The following is a 20,933-nucleotide window of genomic DNA, read 5'->3' as shown; positions in this document are numbered from 1 at the left end:
TATGAATTTGGAACAATGTTATAAAGCGATGGATGGCGACTACGAGGAAGCGAAGCGCCGCCTGCGCGCGGATCGGCTCATCGTTAAATTTTTGCGAAAGTTCGCGGACGATCCCAGCTTTTCCCGGTTTGAAGCGGCCATCGCGGCGCATGACGACAAGGCCGCGTTCCTGGCTTTGCATACGATCAAAGGCGTGGCGCAAAACTTAAGTATGACGGCTTTATACCAAAAAGCCGACACGCTTTGCGAGCTTTTCCGTTTTGGATGGAGCGATGAAGGAGCGGCGAAAGCAGACGAGCTGAAAACGGAATACGAGCGCGTCATGACGGCAATCGAAAGGCACGTCGGCTATGAAGCGTAAGAAATTGACGATTCCGCGCAAACTCGTTCTTTCGTTTGTTGTTTTTTGTTTCGTCACCGCCTTTATGTTCAGTTTCGTGTTTTACTGCACGAATCAAAAAAGCCGCAATTCGATTGACGAGATCGGCGAAATTTACATGAAAGGCATCAACGAGAAAAACATCCAGCACTTTCAAACGATTGTCGAGCTGCGCATTATGCAGTTGAAGGCGCTCGTCGACGGTTTGGATCTTTCGGAAAACGAAACGGCGTTTTTCGCCGGTTTGGAGCAGGAAGCCCGCCTGCGTGGTTTCGAATGCGCGTCGCTGTACATGGATGACGACAAATTCGTCACAGTGTATGGCGATCCGATTGTCATCAAAGGCTCCAGGGAGTTTGTCGAGGCGCTGGTGCAGGACAAGACGCAAATCGCCTCGGTTCTTGGCGACAATGGCGAGCGGACGATCTTGTTCAGCTATCCGGTTTCCTATCCCATGCCAGGCGATGAAAAATCGGTCGCGCTCGTTGTCGGATTTCCGGCTTCCTCGCTGGCGGAGTCGCTGTTTCAAAGCGAGAACTCGTCCATGGTGGAATCGGCCATCATTCGAAAAGGCGGAACGTATGTCATCCGCGACTCGGGCGAGTTCGGACACGAGTTCGCCGGAACGTATTTTGAAAAGTGGAAGGACGAGAAAAACACGGAAAAACTAGCCGAGCTGAAACAGGCGATTGACAAAAACGAGGATTTTACCGGGGTGCTGAGCGAAAACGGGCAGGAAAGCTACATTTTCGCCACGCCGCTGCCGTATTCAGAGTGGTATTTGATTACGGAACTTCCGTTTGGCCCCATCAACAACATCGTCAACGACATGACAAGAACCGACTTGACCTTGTACATTGGCGGCACGCTCATTATTTTGGCCGGCTTGTTTTACTTGTTTTACCGCTACTACATTTACTCCCGGGAGCAAATCAAGGTGTCGGAAAAGCTGAAAGTCGAGGCGCAAAAAGCCAACCAGGCCAAGAGCGAGTTTTTGTCCAACATGTCCCACGATATCCGTACGCCGATGAACGCGATCATCGGGATGACGGCGATCGCCACGACGAACATCGACGACAAGAACCGGGTGCTTCATTGCTTGAAGCGCATCACGCTCTCCAGCAAGCATTTGCTTGGGTTGATCAACGACATATTGGACATGTCGAAAATCGAGAGCGGAAAAATGACGTTGTCCAACGACATCGTGTCCCTGAAGACGATCGTCAACGACCTCGTCGCGCTCGTGCAGCCGCAAATGAAGGCGAAACATCAAAATTTCGACGTCTCGGTTTCGAACATCATCACTGAAAACGTGTATTGCGACGCGCTGCGCCTCAATCAAGTGCTGCTCAACCTTATGTCCAACGCGATCAAGTTCACGCCTGAACAGGGCAGCATTCGTATCGGTTTGTACGAGAAGGCGTCTTCGGTTTCCGATCAAAACGTCGAAGTCCATTTTATCGTGTCGGATACGGGAATCGGGTTTAGCGAGGACTTTAAGAAAGTCATTTTCGAATCGTTCGCCCGCGACGACCACTTGCGCGTCACGCGCACGGAAGGCAGCGGCCTTGGCATGGCGATTACCAAACACATCGTGGACGCGATGCATGGCGAGATTTTGATCGACAGCAAAGTCAACGAGGGCAGCACGTTCCACATCGTGGTGGATTTGGAAAAAGCGCCCAATCCGGATGAAAAACTTTGTCTGCCAAACTGGACGATGCTTCTTGTCGACGACGACGAGCAGCTTTGCCAAACGGCACAGTCGGCTTTGGCGGAAATCGGCATTCGCGCCGACTACATCACGGACGGGCACCAGACGCTTTCCTGTCTGCGCCAAAAGCGCTACGACACGATTCTTCTGGACTGGAAGCTGGACGATCTGGATGGAATCGAGATCGCGCGCCAAATCCGCAAAACGCTGGACGACCACATCCCGATCATTTTGATTTCCGCGTACGACTGGTCGGATTTCGAGCAAGAAGCCTTGGATGCCGGCGTCGACGGATTCATTCAAAAGCCGTTGTTCGCCTCTTCGCTGTATGCCGGACTCGTTCCGTTCGCCAACCGGCAGACCGGAACCGAGCCAGCCGCCAAACCGGAAACGTTCTCGTTCGCCGGCCGGCGCCTGCTTGTGGCCGAGGACAACGAGCTGAACTGGGAAATCGCCCACGACTTGCTCGAGGAGGAAGGCTTTTTGCTGGAGTGGGCCCAAAACGGCCAGGAGGCGCTGGACATGTTCGCCCGTTCGCCAGCGGGCTACTACGACGCGGTGCTCATGGATATCCGGATGCCAAAAATGAATGGATTTGAAAGCACGAAAGCCATTCGGGCGCTGCGAAGAAAAGATCGCGACGTGCCGATTTTCGCGATGACGGCCGACGCGTTTGTCGACGACGCCAAAAAGGCGAGGGAAGCGGGCATGGACGCCCATATTCCAAAGCCGATCGACGTGGATGTCGTTTTAAACGAGCTAAGAAAACATTTGAAATAAAGATGCCTGGATGCCGGGCATCTTTTTTTCAGTCTATGGATTTGATAAGATGGAAGGGAACACAAAGGAGAAAGAGTATGAATGATTTTGAAAGCTTGCGCAACGCCAAACTGGCGCAAGTCGTCATCAAGGGACTGGCGAGCCGGAATATGACAGGCCATTACGCCGCCAGCCGCGAGGAAGCGCTGCGCATCGCCCTGGACCTCATTCCAAAGCACAGCACGATTACGATGGGCGGAGGCGTCAGCGTGGAGGAAATCGGGTTGAAGGACGCGCTGAAAACGAAAGACTACACGTTTATCGACCGGGACGAGTGCGAAGACAAGCGGGCCGCGATGCTGGCCGCCTACGACGCGGACGTCTTTTTGTCCGGGATCAACGCGCTGTCAAGAGACGGGGTGCTTGTCAACATCGACGGCAACGCCAACCGGGTGTCGGCCATCGCGCAAGGACCGCGCCGCGTGATTTTCATCGCGGGAATGAACAAAGTGTGCTCGGATGTCGACGAGGCGATGAAGCGGGCGCGCAACGTGGCGGCTCCGATCAACGCCCAGCGTTTCGATTTAAATACGCCGTGCGCGAAAACCGGCACCTGCTTCGACTGCAAGTCGCCGGATACGATTTGCTGTCAGTTTTTGATTACCCGCTTTTCCAGACATCCGGAACGCATCCATGTGATTCTTGTCAACGACAATCTCGGGTTTTGACGCCAAAAAAAGCCGGTTCTTTCACAAATCGGCTTTTTTTCTTATTTCATAACGAAGGAAATTCTCTGTTAGTCGTCGGCTTCGTTCCCGATGGCGCCCTTGACTGCCTCGAGCATTGGACGAACGTCCAGACTGACATAGTCTTTCAAATCGTCGTTGGTTGGTTTTCCGTTTTCATCCACGGTAATCGAATCAACGCCATGCTCCTTGATGTAGTTTTCAAGATAGTCGACTTGATCCAGCCATTCCGTGTCGATACTGGTCTGGGTGTCTTTGTCAGGCCCGTACAACTGATCGAGTTCCGTAATGGCGTTTCCATCCTTGTCCACGAATTCGATCATGACATTTGAAAGGTTTTCTCCTTCTTTTTCAACGGTGGCATTGACGATGCCGCCATTGTCGTATTGGGACGTTCCTTTCATGGTTTCGTTTGCGATGTCTTTCGTGCCCGTGTCGTCTGCGGCTGGTTCTTTTGCGGTTTCATTGGCGCATCCAGCGAGCAGGACGAGGGAAAGTGCTGCGAGTGAGATTTTTTTGTACATATTCTTGGCCTCCTGTTAACTCTATTCTAGCGCTTTCAAAGGGCGTTTCAATCGGAATGACCGCAAACCAGACAAAACAAAAAGTTGTCTTTATAAAAGTATAACTTATAAAAAAAGACCCGCTTGCGCAGGTCTATGCCTTAAAAATCAGTTTTCTTATTTCTGGGCGTTGTTGTTGTTGGCTTCGTTGACTGCTTCCATGATGTCCGTCAAGTTGATCGTGCATCCGGATTTCAGGTCTTCGTTTTCCGCGTAACCGTCCGCGTTCAGTTTCACCGCGTCGATTCCGTTGTCGATGATGAACTGTTCGAGGTATTTTACCTGCTCGTACCATTCTTTACCAATGGCGGAAGCCTGCTTCATGTTGTACTCGTCACCCAGTTCTTTCTTCGATTTTCCGTCTTTGTCGATGACGTCGATCGAAACCGAAGTGATTTTTCCGTTTTCCTCTTCCAGTTCCGCTTTCGTAACCGCGCCGTCCGCGTCCGTTACTTCCGCGCTCGACTGCGCTCCACCGGCTTCGTCAACCGTTGTCGTTGCTTCTTCGTTTGTTTCTTCTTTAGTTGTATCTGTGCTTGTGCCACATCCAGCCAACAGGAACAGCGAAAGAGCACCTAAAACGAATTTTTTATTCATAATTTGCCTCCTCTATGCATTTACTATTGTAAACGGTAACGGAATAGATTTAAAACTTGAAAACATTGAAAATTATTGAAAAGACTTAAATAAAATATCATTGTAGTCCGGCAGCGGCCATTCGGATTTCGACACGTTTTTCTCGATCGTATCCGTCAGGGCGCGAATGGCTTCCATGAGCGGAAGCAAGGCGTCGGCCGCGAACCGCGCCGCCTCTTTTTCGCTTTCCGGATTGACTTGCAGCAGCGTCTCCAGCTTGTCGACGTGGTCGGACACGATTTCCAGCGGCGAGTTGATGTCTTTCAAAATCTTTTCTTCCATTGGCGCCACGATGCCGCACGATTTTTTCGTCTGGATGATTTGCGCCAGTTTCGCTTCGTAGGAGAAGATGGCCGGCAAAATCTCCTTGCGCAGCATGTAAATCATCGTTTTGGCCTCGATCACGATGACCTGGTAGTAGTTTGTTAGCAAGATGTTTTCGCGGGCGTGCAGCTCGTGAGGCTGGTACACGTTGTGCTTGGCGAAAAGCGCCAGATTTTTCGGATCGGTGTAGTGGGGCAGGGCGTCGGCTGTCGTTTTCAGCTCAAGCAAGCCACGGCGCGCGGCCTCCTGTTTCCACTCCTCGCTGTAGCCGTTGCCGGAAAAGACGATGCGGTTGTGCTCTTTGAGCGTCCGGCGCACGATGCCAATGAGCGCCTCGGTCATCATTTCCTTTGGATAGCATTCCAGCTCGGTCGCGAACTGGTCGAGCTCCTCGGCCACGATCGTGTTCAAAATCGTGTTCGGACACGAAATGTTCAAATTGGAGCCAAGCATCCGGAACTCGAATTTGTTGCCGGTAAACGCGAACGGGGAAGTCCGGTTGCGGTCGGTCGAGTCCTTGGCGATTTGCGGCAGGGCGCTGACGCCAAGCTCGAGCTTCTTGTCGATCTGGTCGACGTATTCGCGGCCTTCCTCGATTGCCTGCAAAATACTCGTCAGCTCCTCGCCCAAGTAAATCGAGATAATGGCCGGCGGTGCCTCGTTGGCGCCCAGACGGTGGTCGTTGCCCGCGCTCGCCACCGAGATCCGCAGCAAGTCCTGATACTCGTCGACGCCCTTGATGATGGCGGCCAGCATCGTCAAAAAGCGGATGTTGTCTTGCGGGGAGTCGCCCGGCTCGAGCACGTTTTCGCCTTCGTCGGTCGTAAACGACCAGTTGTTGTGCTTGCCCGAGCCATTGATGCCTTCAAACGGCTTTTCATGTAGCAGGCACACAAAGCCATGCCGGGTCGCGCACCGCTGCAGGATTTCCATCGTCAGCTGGTTTTGGTCGTTGGCCTGGTTGGTCGAAGTATACACCGGCGCCAGTTCGAACTGGCAAGGCGCCACTTCTTTGTGCTCGGTCTTGGCGAATACGCCCAGTTTCCAAAGCTCCTCGTCCACTTCCTCCATGTACGCTTTCACACGCTCGTTAATATTGCCGAAATAATGGTCGTCCAGCTCCTGTCCCTTGACGGGCGGGGCGCCAAAAAGCGTCCGTCCCGTGACCATCAAATCCAGGCGCTGCTTGTACATCGCCTCGTCGATGAGAAAGTACTCCTGCTCCGGACCGACGGTGATATTGATTTTCTTCGTGTCGTAGCCCATCAGGTTGAGCAGGCGCACCGCCGACGTGTTGAGCGCGTCGATCGAGCGCAGCAGCGGCGTCTTTTTGTCCAGGGCGCTGCCGTCGTACGAGCAAAACAGCGTCGGAATGTACAACGTCTTTTCCTTGACGAATGCATAGCTGGTCGGATCCCACGCCGTATAGCCCCGGGCCTCAAACGTCGCGCGCAATCCGCCGCTTGGAAAGCTGGACGCGTCCGGCTCGCCTTTGATGAGCTCCTTGCCCCGGAAATCCGAAATGACCGTGTTCGGGCCGGTCGGATTGATGAAGGCGTCGTGCTTTTCCGCGGTGATGCCGGTCATCGGCTGGAACCAGTGGGTGTAGTGGGTCGCCCCTTTGTCCATCGCCCAGTCTTTCATCGCGTTGGCGACGACGTCGGCGATTTGCGGCGGCAGCTCGTCGCCGTCTTCCATGACCTTGACCATTTGTTTATAAATGGAATTCGGCAAATATTTTTCCATCTCCCGTTTGCTGAAGACATCACATCCAAAATACTTGTCAACGATTTTCATTCTCTCTTCTCCTTTTTTCTCCAAAACATCATACCATCTTTTACCACATGTTTTTCACAAACCGTAAAAAAAGTCCTTTTCAAAAAAGAAAAGGACAAACAAAACCGCTTTATTGGGCAGCGGACGCCGCCTTTTTGTTTCGATACGCGATGCTGTTCTCAATCAAGCCAAGAAACAGGGGATGCGGCCGATTCGGTCTTGATTTGAATTCCGGATGGTACTGGACGCCCACGTAGTACGGGTGGTCGGCGTACTCGATCGCCTCGACCAGCTGCTTGTCCGGGCTCGTGCCCGTAATCCGCATGCCGTTTTGCTCGAACTCGCTGCGATAGAAGTTGTTGAACTCGTACCGGTGGCGATGCCGCTCCTCGATCAAGTCTTTGCCATAGTAGGCGCTCAACTGCGAGCCGGGACGGATCGCGCACGGATAGGCGCCAAGACGCATCGTTCCGCCTTTGCGGATCGAGTCGCTTTGATCCTCCATAAAGTCGATGATGGTGTTGCCGCTTTGCGGATCGAACTCATAGCTGTTGGCGTCCGGCAGCTGGAGCACATCGCGCGCAAACGCGATAGCCGCGATCTGCATGCCAAGGCAAATGCCCAAATATGGAATTTGGCGACGGCGGGCGTAGTTGGCCACCGCGATCATTCCCTCGATGCCCCGGCCGCCAAAGCCGCCAGGCAAAATAATGCCATCCACGTCTTTGAACACCGTGTCGAGCGCTTGCGGATCGAGCGTTTCCGAATCGACCCAGTCGATATCGACATGGACGTGGTTTTTGAATCCCGCGTGGTTGAGCGCCTCGGAAACGGACAAATACGCGTCATGGAGCTGGACGTACTTGCCGACAAGCGCGATTCGCACGTGGTCTTTGGACGCTTTGATGTTGTCGACCATCGTGCGCCACTCTTCCAGGTCGGGCTGGCGTTTTTCCAGGCCGAGCTTGTCGCAGACGATGTCGGCCACGTTTTGATCCTCGAACATCAGCGGGACTTCGTACAACGATTCCAGCGTCGTGTTTTCAATGACGCAATCGCTGCTCACGTTGCAAAACAAGGAAATCTTGTCCAGGACGTTTTGCGGGATCTTTTCGTCGCAGCGCGCGACGATCATGTCCGGATTGATGCCGTGGGACTGAAGCTCCTTGACCGAATGCTGCGTCGGTTTGGATTTGTACTCCTTACTGCCAGACAAGTACGGAATGTACGTCACGTGCATGAACAAGCAGTTGCTGCGGCCCACGATGAGTGGCACCTGCCGTATGGATTCCAGGAAGGGAAGGCTTTCCATGTCGCCGGTCGTGCCGCCGATTTCGGTAATGACGATGTCGGCTTGCGCGTGGCGGCCGGCCTGGATGATGAAGTTGCGGATCTCGTCGGTCACATGCGGAATGACTTGGACGGTTTCGCCCAAATACTTGCCGTCCCGCTCCTTATTGATGACGTTCCAGTACACTTTTCCAGTCGTCAGATTCGAGTATGTATGCAAATTTTCGTCGATGAACCGTTCATAATGGCCCAAATCGAGATCGGCTTCCAAGCCGTCGTCGGTCACGAACACCTCGCCATGCTGAAACGGCGACATCGTTCCCGGATCGACGTTGATGTAAGGATCCAGCTTTTGCGAAGTCACCTTATAGCCTCTCGCTTTCAGCAGCCGTCCCAAAGAAGCCGCGCTGATTCCTTTGCCAAGGCCGGAAACCACGCCGCCAGTCACAAAAATATATTTCGTATCGCTCATATTCCACCTACCTATTTTAACAAAGCTATTCATACACCACGACTTTCCGTTTGTCAAAGCATATTGTTTCATCTTTTCAATTTCTTTCATTTTGCACGCATTTCCCGTCAAACCGCTTTAAATTATGCTAAAATTAAAAGTAAACCACTGGGAATCATGGAGTCAACCTATGCTGAAAATATCAAAACCAATGAAAGAAAAGGAAAATCTTTACCGGCGAATCATTTTATTTGGCGTGGCCATCGCGATGCTCGCCCTGTACTTTGAAAAGATCCTCTGGATCTTCGGACTCGTCCTCAATATTTGCATGCCGTTTTTAATTGGCGGGGGAATGGGCTTTGTCCTGAACACCATCGCCAACAATCTCGTCCGCATGGTTTGCTTCGCGGGGAAACGAAAGGAAAACAAAGCGATTCGCTTTTTCGCCAACGTCGGCGCCATTTTCGTCATCGTCGCGCTGCTGCTCGTGTTCGCGCTCATCGTCGTGCCGCGCGTGGCCTCCAGCATGCAGACGATCATCGCCGTTATGCCCAAAACGATCTACAATCTTTACCATTGGGCGTACTACGCCTCCAAGCCCGTTCCGCTCGTCCACTCGTGGCTGCGCACGCTCAACGCCGATCTGGGCAACATTTCCTCCATGATCGACAGCGTGCTGCAATGGGTCGTTTCCGGCAACGTGAGCGAAATCGTCGGCTCCGTATACTCGGTCGTTTCGAACACGTTCTCGATTTTGTTTTCGTCGCTAATCGCGATCATGTTCTCGATCATCGTCCTGTTTCACAAGAAAGCCGTCGTCAAGGAAGGGCACGTGCTCATGAAGGCGTACTTGTCCGGCGCCCACTACAAGAAGACGATCCACGTTTTGCAGCTGGTGCGCAACACGTTCACCAACTACATTAGCGGCACGTGCACGGAATGCTTGATTCTTGGCACGCTCGTGATCGCGTTCTCGTCGCTGTTCCGGATGCCGTTCGCGTTTTTGAGCGGGATCCTTGTCGGCATCGGAGCGCTCATTCCGATGTTCGGAGCGTTGTGCGCCGCCATCATTTCGGCGCTCTTTATCGCGATCGAAAGTCCAATGCAGGGCGTTTACTTTATGATATTGTTTGTTTGCATTCAGCAAGTGGAGGGAAACTTCATTTATCCCAACGTGGTTGGAAAATCCGTGGGGCTGCCGCCAATTTATGTCATGGTTGCCGTGACGCTTGGCGCCAATCTGGCCGGCGTGATCGGGATGGTTCTCTTTATTCCGGTTTTCTCGTGTTTGTACCAGCTGATCAAGGAAGACGCCAAAGGACGGCTCGAGCGACGGGAGTATTTGGAAAGCGAATATGAAAACGAATAGAAAAAATCAGGAGCTGCGGCTCGTTCCGTTTGGCACAAGGCAGGCGGATTGTGTATGATAAGGCTGGTGATGAAATGATACACGTCAGTGACATTCTCCATGCGCAGCGTTGCCAACGATATGCGTGGAACAGTAGACATAAAAAATTAAAGCAGGAAAACTTTTACCATATGGAAACGTCGTTTTCGTCGTTGTGGAGCCGCTTTCTCGGATTCGAGCAAAGCGCGGTCGGCAAAACGGGGGACTCCAACGCGCAAAGCGCGGCGCTGATCGCGGAAAACGAAGTCGTGCGGTTCGCGCGGTTCGAGTACAAGACGTTGCGCACGAAAATTCCGGCCCTCCAAAAAACGGAGCGCGGACTCGTGCTGTACTATCCGTTTTTGAGCGCGTATCCAAAGGAAAGCGAGATTTTGCACATCGCGATCGACGTCCAGATCCTGGAACGGCTTGGCTACAAGGTAGATCAGATTTACAGCGTCTATTTGAACAAGGACTATGTGCGGGAGCAGGAGCTGGACTTGTCCAAGCTTTTGATTCGCAGCGATTCGCTTTTCAACAAGCGCAACAAAGCCAACAAGACGATTCGCGAGCTGCTGGAAGAATGCGAGCTCGATCTCGACGTTTTAATCGACCAGACTTGCGCGCTGCTGGAAAAAGAGCAGCCGCCCGCCCAGCGCACCCGCGCCTGCACGACGGGGCGCAAATGCGCTTATTACGACTTATGTTTCCAGGATCAAAACGAGCCGGACGACTCGGTTTTGTTTTTGACGACCTCGCGCGCCAAGCTGGACGCGTACGAAAACGGCGTCCGCCGCATTTGCGAGATGGATCCGGACGAGATGGAAGGATTCGCGTTGCAGTACGCGCAGTTCATGGCGTCGAAAACGCAAGCGCCGTTTTGCGACGCGTTCGCACTGTCCACGTGGATGGAGCAGGTGGAATATCCCATTTCCTATCTTGATTTTGAATGGGACACGTTTCCGGTTCCCCCGTACCCGAACATGCATCCTTTCGACGTGCTGTGCTTTCAATACTCTTTGCATGTCGAGCAAAAGGACGGAACGCTATCCCATATGGATTTTTTCGCGACCGGGGACTGCCGCGAGGCGTTTATCGAGTCGCTGCTGGAAAACATTCCGAAAAAAGGGTCGATTTTAGTGTACAACATGGAGGGCGCCGAAAAGCTGCGGCTCGTCCAGCTTGGCATGCAGTTTCCCCAGTACGCGCAGCGTCTCGAGGAAGTGTACTCGCGGATGATCGACTTGTCCAAGCCGTTCGAGCAGGGGTTGTACTACGACAACCGGATGCGGGGCCACTACTCGCTTAAAAGCGTTTTGCCGGTGTTTAACGCCGACTACTCGTACCAGGATCTGGATATCCAGGACGGGATGAACGCGGTGTTCGCCTACCGGCACTACGACCGGGCCGACGAAAACGAAAAGCAGCTCATCCAGCACGCCATCCGGGTGTACTGCATGATGGATACGTACGCCGAGTATGTCGTCTGGCACGCGCTGCTCGATTACTTAAAACAACTAGAAAAGGAGATGGACTATGCCTAACATCATTACCCATTCATTGTTCGCAAAAGAAATGGCGGACCGCTTTCCCGATGCCGGCTGGCTGCACGCGCGCGAGCATTTGTTCACCGTAGGCAGCAACGGACCGGATTACTTGTTTTTTTATGGATTTGGCGCCGGCGGACCGCTCAAAGGCGCTACCTTGCGCCGCTATGGCGGGCAGCTGCACAAAGGCCATGTCAACGCGTTTTATGAAAGCGCGCTGCGCTCGATTCGACACGAGAAGGATCCGGCGATCCGCCAGGACATGATCGCCTACGTGTGCGGTCATTTAAGCCACTGGGCGCTCGATTCGACCGTCCATCCATACGTGTACTACCGGACGGGGCACGGCTCGGCGCAAAACAGCTGGAACCACCACCGGATGGAATCGGTGCTGGATTCGATCGTTTTGAAAGTGAAAAACGGCGAAACGACAAAACAATTCGACACGCCGGCGATCGCCAACTGCTCGCTCGAGGAAGCCAGGGCAGTCGCGCGCATTTACGTGCCGGCGATCGAGGCCGTTTTCAACGAGCAAATCGCGCCGCATCAAATCAAAGACGCGCTTGACGACTGGCACCGCGTCCAAAAACTGGAGCACGATCCAAAAGGCGTCAAACTGGCTTCGCTCAAAAGCCTTGAAAAGCTGACCGGCACGAAAAACCTGGCATCCGGACTGATCGTGCCAAACGCCCCGGTGGACGACTATGACATCTGCAACCTGACGCATAAAAAGTGGATCCATCCCGCCGACGAGAACCGCGTGTCGACCGAATCGTTTTTCGATTTGTACGACAAGGCGCTCATCACAGGCGAAACGGCGATCCGGCTGTTTTTGGCGGCCGTTGACGACAAAGCCGAAGAAAAGGATTTTTTGCGTTTTATCGGCAACCGCACGTACAACGAGGGACTGCCGGAAGATTTGCCAATGGTCCACTTCGACGTGTGCGATTTTACCGACGCAGGAAAAACAAAGACCAAAAAAAGCGCTTGAATGCGCTTTTTTTAGAAAGAGGGAACCGATGAAATCAACAGAAAAAGAAGTCGTGGCGCAAACCTTGGCGCCCCATACCTTTGACTCGTTGCGCGAAGCGCTTTTGGATCTTGGGATCCGCAAAGAGGATATTGTGCTTGTGCATTCCTCGCTTTCAAAACTTGGATGGGTCGTTGGCGGCGCCGAAACCGTCGTCCAGGCGTTGAAATCCGTCGCGGGAACGATTGTCATGCCCGCCCAGTCCGGCGCCAATTCCGAACCGTCATACTGGCAGGACCCGCCGGTTCCCGCCTCGTGGTGGCCACGGATCCGCGCCACGATGCCGCCGTTTTCCCGAACGAGTCCGGTTCGCGCCATGGGGCAGGTCGTCGAGCACTTTTTGATGGATCCAACCGTGGTTCGTTCCGCCCATCCCCAGGTTTCGTTCGCCGCCTGGGGAACACACGCCGAAACGATCGTGGAACGTCACGGACTGGACTTTGGGCTCGGGGCGGATTCACCGCTTCAGACGTTGTACGCGCGCGAGGCGAAAGTGCTTTTGCTGGGGGTGGACTATGGAAACTGCACGTGTTTGCACTGGTCCGAGGCTCATCTGCCCTCGACTCCTCTCGTGCGTCAGGGCGCCAGCGTTCTTGTCGATGGAAAACGGGTTTGGAAGACGTTTGACGAGTATGACTACGACGACAGCGACTTCGCTTGCCTTGGCATGGACTACGAAAGGCAGGGCGGTTTCGTCGTAAAAAACGAGCTGGGCCGGGTCGTGCCGATGCGCGATTTGTGCGATTTTGGCGTGCAGTGGCTCCGGAAGCATCGAACTTTTGAAAATTTCAGCCTAGACCATTGAAACAATTTTCAGTATAATTGATAGGTAATATCAAAAAACGAGAGAGGTGACTTTGGAATGTATAAAATCTTAAAAAAAGAAGTCTTGAATCCAACGGTGACCAAAATGGTGATTGACGCGCCCCACGTGGCCAAACGCGCCAAAGCGGGTCAGTTCATCATTTTACGGGTTCACGACGAGGGAGAACGCATTCCGCTGACGATCGCCGACAGCGATCCGGACAGCGGGGAAGTGACGATCATTTTCCAAATCGTGGGCAAGACGACGATGCTGCTCAACGAGCTCGAGGAAGACGCCAGTCTGGCGGACTTTGTCGGCCCGCTTGGCCAGCCAAGCGAGATCGAAGGTGAAAAGGTGTGCGTGATTGGCGGCGGCGTAGGCTGCGCGATCGCGTATCCGACTGCCAAGGCGTTTGCCAAAGCGGGATCGGACGTGACGACGATCTCGGGCTTTCGCAACAAGGATCTGGTGATTTTGGAAGATGAGTTCAAGGCGGTGTCCGATGCCTATTATTTGATGTCGGATGATGGCAGCGCGGGCGAAAAAGGTCTGGTGACGCAAAAGCTGGAAGAGCTCATTCAAAGCGGTGAGAAGTTTGATAAGGTCATCGCGATTGGCCCGGTGATCATGATGAAATTTGTTTGTGAAGTGACGAAAAAATACGGAATCCCGACAATCGTGTCCATGAATCCGATTATGATCGACGGCACGGGCATGTGCGGCGGATGCCGTTTGAAGGTCGGCGATGAAATCAAGTTCGCCTGCGTGGATGGGCCGGATTTCGACGGCCACGCCGTCGATTTTGACGGGGCGATGAGCCGCAACCGCGCGTATGGCGATTTTGAACGGCACGAACGCGACGCCGCGTGCCGTCTTTTAAAGAAGGAGGTTCAATAATGCCGAACATGTCCCCGAACAAGGTCGCGATGCCGACCCAGGAACCGGAAGTCCGGATCACCAACTTTGAAGAAGTCGCCATGGGCTACACGCCGCAAATGGCGATCGAGGAGGCGCAGCGCTGCCTTCATTGCAAACACAAGCCATGCGTCCAGGGATGCCCGGTCAATGTCAACATTCCAGAGTTTATCGAAAAAATCAAAGAGGGCGATTTCGAGGAAGCGTACCGCATCATCGGCATGACTTCGTCTTTGCCGGCGGTATGCGGCCGGGTTTGTCCGCAGGAAAGCCAGTGCGAGAAATACTGCGTGCGCGGAATCAAGACCGAGGCGGTCGCGATCGGGCGTCTGGAACGCTTTGTCGCGGACACGCATCGCAACGAGCACGACGCGCCGTTGAGCAAGCCGCAATCCAACGGCCACAAGGTGGCGGTCGTGGGCGCCGGACCGGCGGGATTGACGGCGGCTGGCGATTTGGCGCGCATGGGATATGACGTGACGATTTTCGAGGCGCTTCACGTCGCGGGCGGCGTGCTGATGTACGGCATTCCGGAATTCCGGCTTCCAAAGGAAATCGTGCAGGCGGAAATCAGCCATTTGAAGGAGCTTGGCGTCGAGATCGTCACAAACTTCGTGGTTGGGCGCAGCGACACGATCGACGCGCTGATCGAGGACGGCTTCGAAGCCATCTTTATTGGCTCGGGTGCGGGTCTGCCAAACTTTATGGGACTGCCGGGTGAAAACCTCAAAGGCGTGTATTCGGCCAACGAGTTTTTGACCCGCATCAACTTGATGAAGGCGTACAAGGAAGGCGTGGACACGCCGATTCAGCGTCCGGCCAAGACCGTCGTGGTCGGCGGCGGCAACGTGGCGATGGACGCGGCGCGATGCGCTCGCCGGCTTGGCTCCGAAGTGCACATTGTGTACCGACGCTCGCTTGAAGAGCTTCCGGCCCGCAAGGAGGAAGTTGAGCACGCGATGGAGGAAGGCATCATTTTTGATTTGCTGTGCAATCCAGTCGCGGTCATCGGCAACGAGGAAGGCTGGGTCGAGAAAGTCGAGTGCGTCCGCATGGAACTTGGCGAGCCGGACGCCTCGGGCAGAAGACGCCCGGTCGTGATCGAGGGAAGCAATTTCACGATTGACGCCGACTGTATGATCATGGCGATCGGAACGTCGCCAAACCCTTTGATTCGCCACACGACGCAAGGGTTGGAAGTCAACCGGCGCGGCTGCTTGATCGTGGATGAAAACGAGCAGACGTCCAGAGAGGGCATTTACGCTGGCGGGGACGCCGTAACCGGCGCGGCGACCGTCATTAGCGCGATGGGCGCCGGAAAGAAAAGCGCGGCGGCGATGGACGCGTACATCCGCTCGAAATCCGAATCGTGAATTTTGTAAAAGAAATAATTTGTAAGGGTTTACATTTTTCTTCGATAGGTGTACTATAAGGACGGATAAAAGTTGAGACAAGGCTCAATCTCAACTTCTCGCATACATACATCCTTCCTTAAGTATGTGAGTATATTATTCATATCGATTCCTTTCGATACAGAAAGAAAGCACTTCGGTGCTTTTTTTCTTGCGGTTGACAAAAACCGCCAAGTTCATTACATTTAATAGTGGAAAAAAGGAGAGATAATCATGATCAACTCAAATGACTTAAAACCGGGACAAACGATTTGCGTCGATAACGATATTTATGTCGTTCTTGATATTTCCCAAAACAAAACAGCGCGTTCCGCGATGGTTGTCAAAGCGAAAGTGCGCAACCTGCGGACAGGAAGCAACGTCGAGCTTTCCTGGGGCGGCGGCGAAAAAGTGGAACCTGCCATGATCGAGAAAAAGGAAATGCAGTACTTGTACGACACGGACGACGCGATGGTTTTCATGGATAACGAAACGTACGAGCAAGTCGAGATTCCTACGGCTCGTCTGGAGTGGGAGAGAAAATTCATCAAAGCCAACGACAACGTGAACATCACCAGTTACGATGGCGAAATCATTGGTGTATCCCTGCCGGACAAGGCGACGCTGCAAATCGTGGAATGCGAGCCGGCGGTCAAAGGCGACACGGCGACCAACGCGATGAAAACGGCCGTGATGGAGACAGGCCTTGAAGTGAAAGTGCCTCTTTTCATTGGCGAGGGCGAGATGATCGTCATCAATACGAGCGACGGAAAATACTCGGGCCGCGCGAAATAGTCTTTTGCAATCAGACATAGTTTTTCTATGTCTTTTTTTCTGTTTTGCCCGATACTTATGCGCAGACGGTTTTTATTTACTCTTGTTTTGTGTATAATATATGAGATTACTTAAGGGAGGTCACTATGGCTCAATTGTCAAGAACCAAAAAATACCAGGAATTTAGAGATAAATTGGACGAGGAAACGACGGCGGCGCAAAGCCAGCCGGTCAAGCCTCGATTGTCACGGGTGCAAAACCATCAGCTTTCCCATGCGTCCAGACCGATGCATGTGCACGAGGATCCAAAAGCGCGTCAAAGCGCGAAAAGCGATTTTCGGACGAGTCCTGTCATGGACGAGCTGCTTGGCGAAGTGAAACAGTATAATATCGACAACGGAACGCGAATCACGGACGATACGCAAATCAACATTTTGCGGCAGCTCGACACGCCGGCCGAAACGAAAAAGCGGACGCGTCACTTCCTGCCGATGGAGGAGGACGAAGACGAAGGCGGTTCGACGATGAAGCTGCCTAAATCCATTAGCGAGGAGTCGGCGCTTTCCTCTTTGATGCCCAATCAAAAGCTGACGCGCATCAATCCGGTCGCGATCAAGGAAACGGAAATCAGTCAGGAGGAAGTCAACCGGATGATCGAGCAGGCGAAAGCCGAGGAAAAGAAGGAAATTGAAAAAATCGTCCTTTCCAGCAACGACATCCGCGCGGACGAAAAGGCGGATACGGACCGTCTCGACGTGCTGATGACGCGCAAGGAGGAAATCGACTTTGAAGAAGAGCCCGTCCGCCCTAGAAAAAAGAAGAAAAAGAAAAAAACGGCCGCGTCCAAGCCAAAACGGGAAGAAACAAAAGTCGTCGTGAAAGAGGATGTGGAAATGCCGAGCGCGAAAATGCGGATGCGCGCGGAAGACTACGACAACGATTTATCGGAGAAGAAGTCGAAAAAATCCGGTATGTGGCTGAATATCGCCTTGATCGTTTTGATCGTTCTGCTGCTTGCCTCCATCGCGATGACGATTTACTTCGTCATGGGGATCTCGGCCTAATGCGTAAGATCAATATCGCGATCGACGGGCCAAGCGGCGTCGGCAAAAGCTCGATTTCCAACCGGCTGGCCGAACACAACCACATGACCCATCTCGACACGGGCGCGATGTACCGCTGCGTCGCTTTGGCCATCCGGCAAAACGATGTCGCCCTCGATGACGAGATGGCGCTTCAGCGGCTGCTGGACACGATTCGCATCTCGTTTGACGGACCCGTCGTGTATTTGAACGGAAACGACGTGACCGAGGCGATCAAGGTGAATGAAATTTCCAATTTCACATCGAAGATCGCGACGATTCCGATGGTTCGCGAGCGCATGGTGGCGCTCCAGCAAAAAGCCACGGAGCCAAAAAACTTTATCGTCGACGGCCGGGATATCGGGACGACCGTGCTTCCCGACGCGGAAGTGAAAATCTTTTTGAGCGCCTCGCCAAAAGCGCGAGCCGAACGACGGTATAATGAATACGTAGAAAAAGGAATCGAAAGCGATTATGAAACGATTTATCAGGATATCGTGGCCCGCGACTATCAGGACACCCATCGAAAAGTGTCGCCGCTGCGAAAGGCGGACGACGCCATCGAGGTGGACACTTCGGACTTGACCATCGACGAGGTGGAGGAAGTCGTACAGGATATTATTGATAAAGCGCTCTAGAAAGGAGCAATCGTATGATTCGTGGAACCATAGCCTTGGTCGGACGTCCGAACGTAGGCAAATCAACAATTTTTAACGCATTGATCGGCGAACGCAAAAGCATCGTCGAAGACTCGCCGGGCGTGACCCGGGATCGAATTTATGGAGAGGTGGAGTGGCTGACCCAGCAGTACCGGGTCATTGACACGGGCGGGATCCAGCTGGAAAACCAGCCATTTTCCGAGGAAATCAACATGCAGGTCGACATCGCCATCGAGGAAGCGGATGTGATCGTCATGCTCGTATCCGCCCGGGAAGGCGTCGTCAGCGATGACATCGCGATCGCGCGCCGGCTGCAAAAATCGAAGAAGCCGGTTATTTTGGCGGTCAACAAAGCCGACAATGAATCCTTGCGGATGAACACATATGAATTTTACGAGCTGGGTCTGGGGGATCCGATCCCGATTAGCGGCACGCATCGCCTTGGACTGGGGGATTTGCTCGACGAAGTCGTCAAGGATATGCCGGATCGCAATTTGCCTTCGTATGAGGGCATTACCTCGTTTTGCGTCATTGGTCGGCCGAATGTTGGTAAAAGCTCGCTTGTAAACGCGATCCTGAAAGAAGAGCGCTCGATCGTCTCCAACATCGAGGGAACGACCAGGGACGCGATCGACACCGCTTTCCGGCACGAGGACCGGGAATACCGGATCATCGACACGGCCGGGATCCGCAAACGGGGCAAAATTTACGAGTCCATCGAGAAGTACTCGATTTTGCGCGCCCAGGGGGCGATCGAACGGTCGAATGTCGCGTTGTTTTTGATTGACGGCGAGCTGGGGATCCGTGAGCAGGACAAGCATGTGGCGGGTTTGGCGCACGAAGCCGGAAAAGGCGTGATTATCGTCTACAACAAATGGGACAGCGTGGAAAAAGACGAAAAGACGATGAACCAGATCACGAAGAAGATTCGCGAAGAATTCAAATATTTGGATTACGCGCCGATCGCGTTCGTATCCGCCAAAACCGGCGCGAAAGTGTCGAATTTGATTCCTTTGATCGACCAGGTCCACGACGCGTGCACGCTGCGGATTCCGACCAACGTGCTCAACGACGTCGTTTTGGACGCGCAAATGATGAATCCGCCAAAACCGCACAACGGGCGGCAGCTAAAGATTTATTATTCGTCCCAGGTCAGCGTGGAACCGCCGACGTTCGTGTTGTTCGTCAACGATCCGGAGCTCTTCCACTTTTCGTACAAGCGTTACATTGAAAATAAACTGCGTGAGGCGTTCGGCTTTGTCGGAACGCCGATCCATATCATCGCCCGTAAAAAATCGTAGCGGGCGATTTCTCATACTGAACGGCACATTCGATTGAGGAAAGGATGCCACATTCGCCAAATTCGTTCCGTATGCTTAACAAAAAAAGAATGTGGCAAACTATATCATGAAAACGGTAGTAATCGGCAGCGGAAGCTGGGGGACAGCGCTTGCGCAAACTCTAGCCGATAACGGGCAGGATGTGACGATTTACGGCGTCAATGCTGCTGAAGTCAACGATATCAATGAAAATCATAAAAACTCTAAATACTTTGCGGAAACCGCGTTGAATCCGGTCTTGCGCGCGACGACGGATCTTTCCGTCGTGAAAGACGCGGATGTCGTCGTTTTGGCGGTTCCGACCATCGCGATCGAACCGATTTGCAAGGAAATCGACCCGCTTTTGACAAAAAAAGCCATTGTGGTCAATGTTGCGAAAGGGTTCAATCCGAAAACGAACGAGCGTCTTTCGGACGTCATTCGACGCTGTATCTCGCCTGACCATCTTTCGAGCGTCGTGTCTTTGATCGGTCCAAGCCACGCGGAGGAAGTCGTCATTCGGCAGCTGACTTCGATCGACGCGGTTTCGCAAAACGACGCGGACGCCATCGCCATTCAAAACTTGTTTTCGAACAAGTATCTGCGCATTTACACAGGCAACGACGAAGTCGGAAGCGAGCTGGGCGCGGCCATTAAAAACGTCATGGCGATCGCTTCGGGCATTTTGAGCGGCTTGGGCTATGGCGACAACACCCGGGCGGCTTTGATTACGCGTGGACTTCAGGAAATGATTCGTTACGGGACGTACTTTGGCGGCAAGGAGGAAACCTTTATCGGGTTGACGGGAATTGGTGATTTGATTGTCACTTGCACGAGCGTCCACTCCCGCAACTTTGAGGCGGGCCATCAAATCGGCTCGGAAAACACGGTAGAAAATTTCTTCCGCGACAACACCAAGACAGTGGAAGGCGTGCGAACCGCTAAAATCGTTCACGAAGTGGCGAAGGAAAAAGGCATCGACATGCCAATTTGCGAAGAAGTGTACCAAATCCTTTATGAAGGCAAAGAACCAAAAGACTGCGCGAACGATTTGATGATTCGTAAGCTGAAGGCGGAATTTTAATGGCGAAATATGTAAACAAGTCGTCTTTGGCGCTGATTCTCATGGAAGAATACGGCATGAAGAAAAAAGACGCGATTCGGGTCATCGACCGCATTTTCGACGAAATGGGCGACGCGCTTGCCAGCGATGGCCAGGTGGACATCACAGGGTTTGGAAAGTTTGTGATTTTCGACCGGAAAGCGCGCAAAGGCATCAATCCGGTTTTGAAGACCGCGATGGACATTCCGGCTTCGAAACTGCCAAAATTTAAACCGTCATCCACACTGAAAGCCAAATGTAATAAAGATCGGGAATAGGAAAGG

General features: G+C 53.1%; 19 protein-coding genes. 15 read left to right on the top strand and 4 right to left on the bottom strand.

What is annotated here, in order from left to right:
- Position 1 precedes the first annotated feature (1 nt).
- The 3 genes from E5336_RS01195 to E5336_RS01185 all read left to right on the top strand — a co-directional run bounded on the left by E5336_RS01195 (position 2) and on the right by E5336_RS01185 (position 3,580).
- Positions 2 to 361 carry an Hpt domain-containing protein gene (locus E5336_RS01195; protein WP_168353498.1) on the top strand — a complete coding sequence of 120 codons (360 nt, stop codon included), beginning with the start codon at positions 2 to 4 and terminating at the stop codon, positions 359 to 361.
- Positions 351 to 2,873 carry a response regulator gene (locus E5336_RS01190; RefSeq protein ID WP_135979268.1) on the top strand — a complete coding sequence of 841 codons (2,523 nt, stop codon included), beginning with the start codon at positions 351 to 353 and terminating at the stop codon, positions 2,871 to 2,873. The genes E5336_RS01195 and E5336_RS01190 overlap by 11 nt, the downstream gene beginning before the upstream one ends.
- A gap of 77 nt (positions 2,874 to 2,950) precedes the next feature.
- The gene (locus E5336_RS01185) at positions 2,951 to 3,580 is read left to right on the top strand and encodes a lactate utilization protein (RefSeq protein WP_135979267.1); all 630 of its coding nucleotides are present in this window, start codon (positions 2,951 to 2,953) and stop codon (positions 3,578 to 3,580) included.
- 68 nt (positions 3,581 to 3,648) lie between these two features.
- On the opposite strand, the gene E5336_RS01180 is transcribed toward E5336_RS01185, so the two are convergent.
- The 4 genes from E5336_RS01180 to E5336_RS01165 all read right to left on the bottom strand — a co-directional run bounded on the left by E5336_RS01180 (position 3,649) and on the right by E5336_RS01165 (position 8,659).
- On the bottom strand, positions 3,649 to 4,122 hold the full coding sequence (locus E5336_RS01180; RefSeq protein WP_135979266.1) for a hypothetical protein: 474 nt from the start codon (positions 4,120 to 4,122) through the stop codon (positions 3,649 to 3,651).
- 156 nt (positions 4,123 to 4,278) lie between these two features.
- Positions 4,279 to 4,758 carry a hypothetical protein gene (locus tag E5336_RS01175; protein ID WP_135979265.1) on the bottom strand — a complete coding sequence of 160 codons (480 nt, stop codon included), beginning with the start codon at positions 4,756 to 4,758 and terminating at the stop codon, positions 4,279 to 4,281.
- Positions 4,759 to 4,830: 72 nt separating this feature from the next.
- Positions 4,831 to 6,918 (bottom strand): glutamine synthetase III family protein, encoded by a 2,088-nt coding sequence (locus E5336_RS01170; protein ID WP_135979264.1) that lies wholly within the window; start codon positions 6,916 to 6,918, stop codon positions 4,831 to 4,833.
- A 109-nt stretch (positions 6,919 to 7,027) separates the two neighbouring features.
- Positions 7,028 to 8,659, bottom strand: a complete 1,632-nt coding sequence (locus E5336_RS01165) for a CTP synthase (protein ID WP_135979263.1) — start codon at positions 8,657 to 8,659, stop codon at positions 7,028 to 7,030.
- A gap of 169 nt (positions 8,660 to 8,828) precedes the next feature.
- On the opposite strand from E5336_RS01165, the gene E5336_RS01160 reads away from it, so the two are divergent.
- The 12 genes from E5336_RS01160 to E5336_RS01105 all read left to right on the top strand — a co-directional run bounded on the left by E5336_RS01160 (position 8,829) and on the right by E5336_RS01105 (position 20,927).
- The gene (locus tag E5336_RS01160) at positions 8,829 to 10,007 is read left to right on the top strand and encodes an AI-2E family transporter (protein WP_135979262.1); all 1,179 of its coding nucleotides are present in this window, start codon (positions 8,829 to 8,831) and stop codon (positions 10,005 to 10,007) included.
- A gap of 170 nt (positions 10,008 to 10,177) precedes the next feature.
- Complete coding sequence (locus tag E5336_RS01155) at positions 10,178 to 11,569, top strand: DUF2779 domain-containing protein (protein WP_277820724.1); 1,392 nt, start codon at positions 10,178 to 10,180, stop codon at positions 11,567 to 11,569.
- Positions 11,562 to 12,563 (top strand): zinc dependent phospholipase C family protein, encoded by a 1,002-nt coding sequence (locus E5336_RS01150; RefSeq protein WP_135979260.1) that lies wholly within the window; start codon positions 11,562 to 11,564, stop codon positions 12,561 to 12,563. The genes E5336_RS01155 and E5336_RS01150 overlap by 8 nt, the downstream gene beginning before the upstream one ends.
- A 28-nt stretch (positions 12,564 to 12,591) precedes the next feature.
- A complete protein-coding gene (locus E5336_RS01145; protein ID WP_135979259.1) occupies positions 12,592 to 13,407 on the top strand; it encodes an AAC(3) family N-acetyltransferase in 816 nt (271 codons plus the stop codon).
- A 57-nt stretch (positions 13,408 to 13,464) separates the two neighbouring features.
- A complete protein-coding gene (locus tag E5336_RS01140) occupies positions 13,465 to 14,304 on the top strand; it encodes a sulfide/dihydroorotate dehydrogenase-like FAD/NAD-binding protein (protein WP_135979258.1) in 840 nt (279 codons plus the stop codon).
- Complete coding sequence (gene gltA / locus E5336_RS01135; protein WP_135979257.1) at positions 14,304 to 15,695, top strand: NADPH-dependent glutamate synthase; 1,392 nt, start codon at positions 14,304 to 14,306, stop codon at positions 15,693 to 15,695. Before E5336_RS01140 ends, gltA begins: the two co-directional genes overlap by 1 nt.
- A gap of 252 nt (positions 15,696 to 15,947) precedes the next feature.
- Positions 15,948 to 16,508: an elongation factor P gene (efp, locus tag E5336_RS01130; protein WP_135979256.1), complete on the top strand. Its 561-nt coding sequence runs from the start codon at positions 15,948 to 15,950 to the stop codon at positions 16,506 to 16,508.
- Positions 16,509 to 16,633: 125 nt separating this feature from the next.
- Positions 16,634 to 17,551 (top strand): hypothetical protein, encoded by a 918-nt coding sequence (locus tag E5336_RS01125; RefSeq protein ID WP_135979255.1) that lies wholly within the window; start codon positions 16,634 to 16,636, stop codon positions 17,549 to 17,551.
- Complete coding sequence (cmk, locus tag E5336_RS01120) at positions 17,551 to 18,207, top strand: (d)CMP kinase (RefSeq protein ID WP_135979254.1); 657 nt, start codon at positions 17,551 to 17,553, stop codon at positions 18,205 to 18,207. Before E5336_RS01125 ends, cmk begins: the two co-directional genes overlap by 1 nt.
- 14 nt (positions 18,208 to 18,221) lie before the next feature.
- Entirely contained in the window at positions 18,222 to 19,529 is a 1,308-nt protein-coding gene (gene der, locus E5336_RS01115) for a ribosome biogenesis GTPase Der (RefSeq protein ID WP_135979253.1), read from the top strand.
- A 106-nt stretch (positions 19,530 to 19,635) separates the two neighbouring features.
- Positions 19,636 to 20,631, top strand: coding sequence for an NAD(P)H-dependent glycerol-3-phosphate dehydrogenase (locus E5336_RS01110; RefSeq protein ID WP_135979252.1), 996 nt, complete (start codon positions 19,636 to 19,638; stop codon positions 20,629 to 20,631).
- Complete coding sequence (locus tag E5336_RS01105) at positions 20,631 to 20,927, top strand: HU family DNA-binding protein (RefSeq protein WP_135979251.1); 297 nt, start codon at positions 20,631 to 20,633, stop codon at positions 20,925 to 20,927. The genes E5336_RS01110 and E5336_RS01105 overlap by 1 nt, the downstream gene beginning before the upstream one ends.
- Positions 20,928 to 20,933 lie beyond the last annotated feature (6 nt).

The organism is Dubosiella muris (assembly GCF_004793885.1).
Taxonomy (GTDB): Bacteria; Bacillota_I; Bacilli_A; order Erysipelotrichales; family Erysipelotrichaceae; genus Dubosiella; species Dubosiella muris.
Note: the sequence above shows the minus strand (reverse complement) of the source record. Positions and strands in the feature narration are given on the sequence as shown.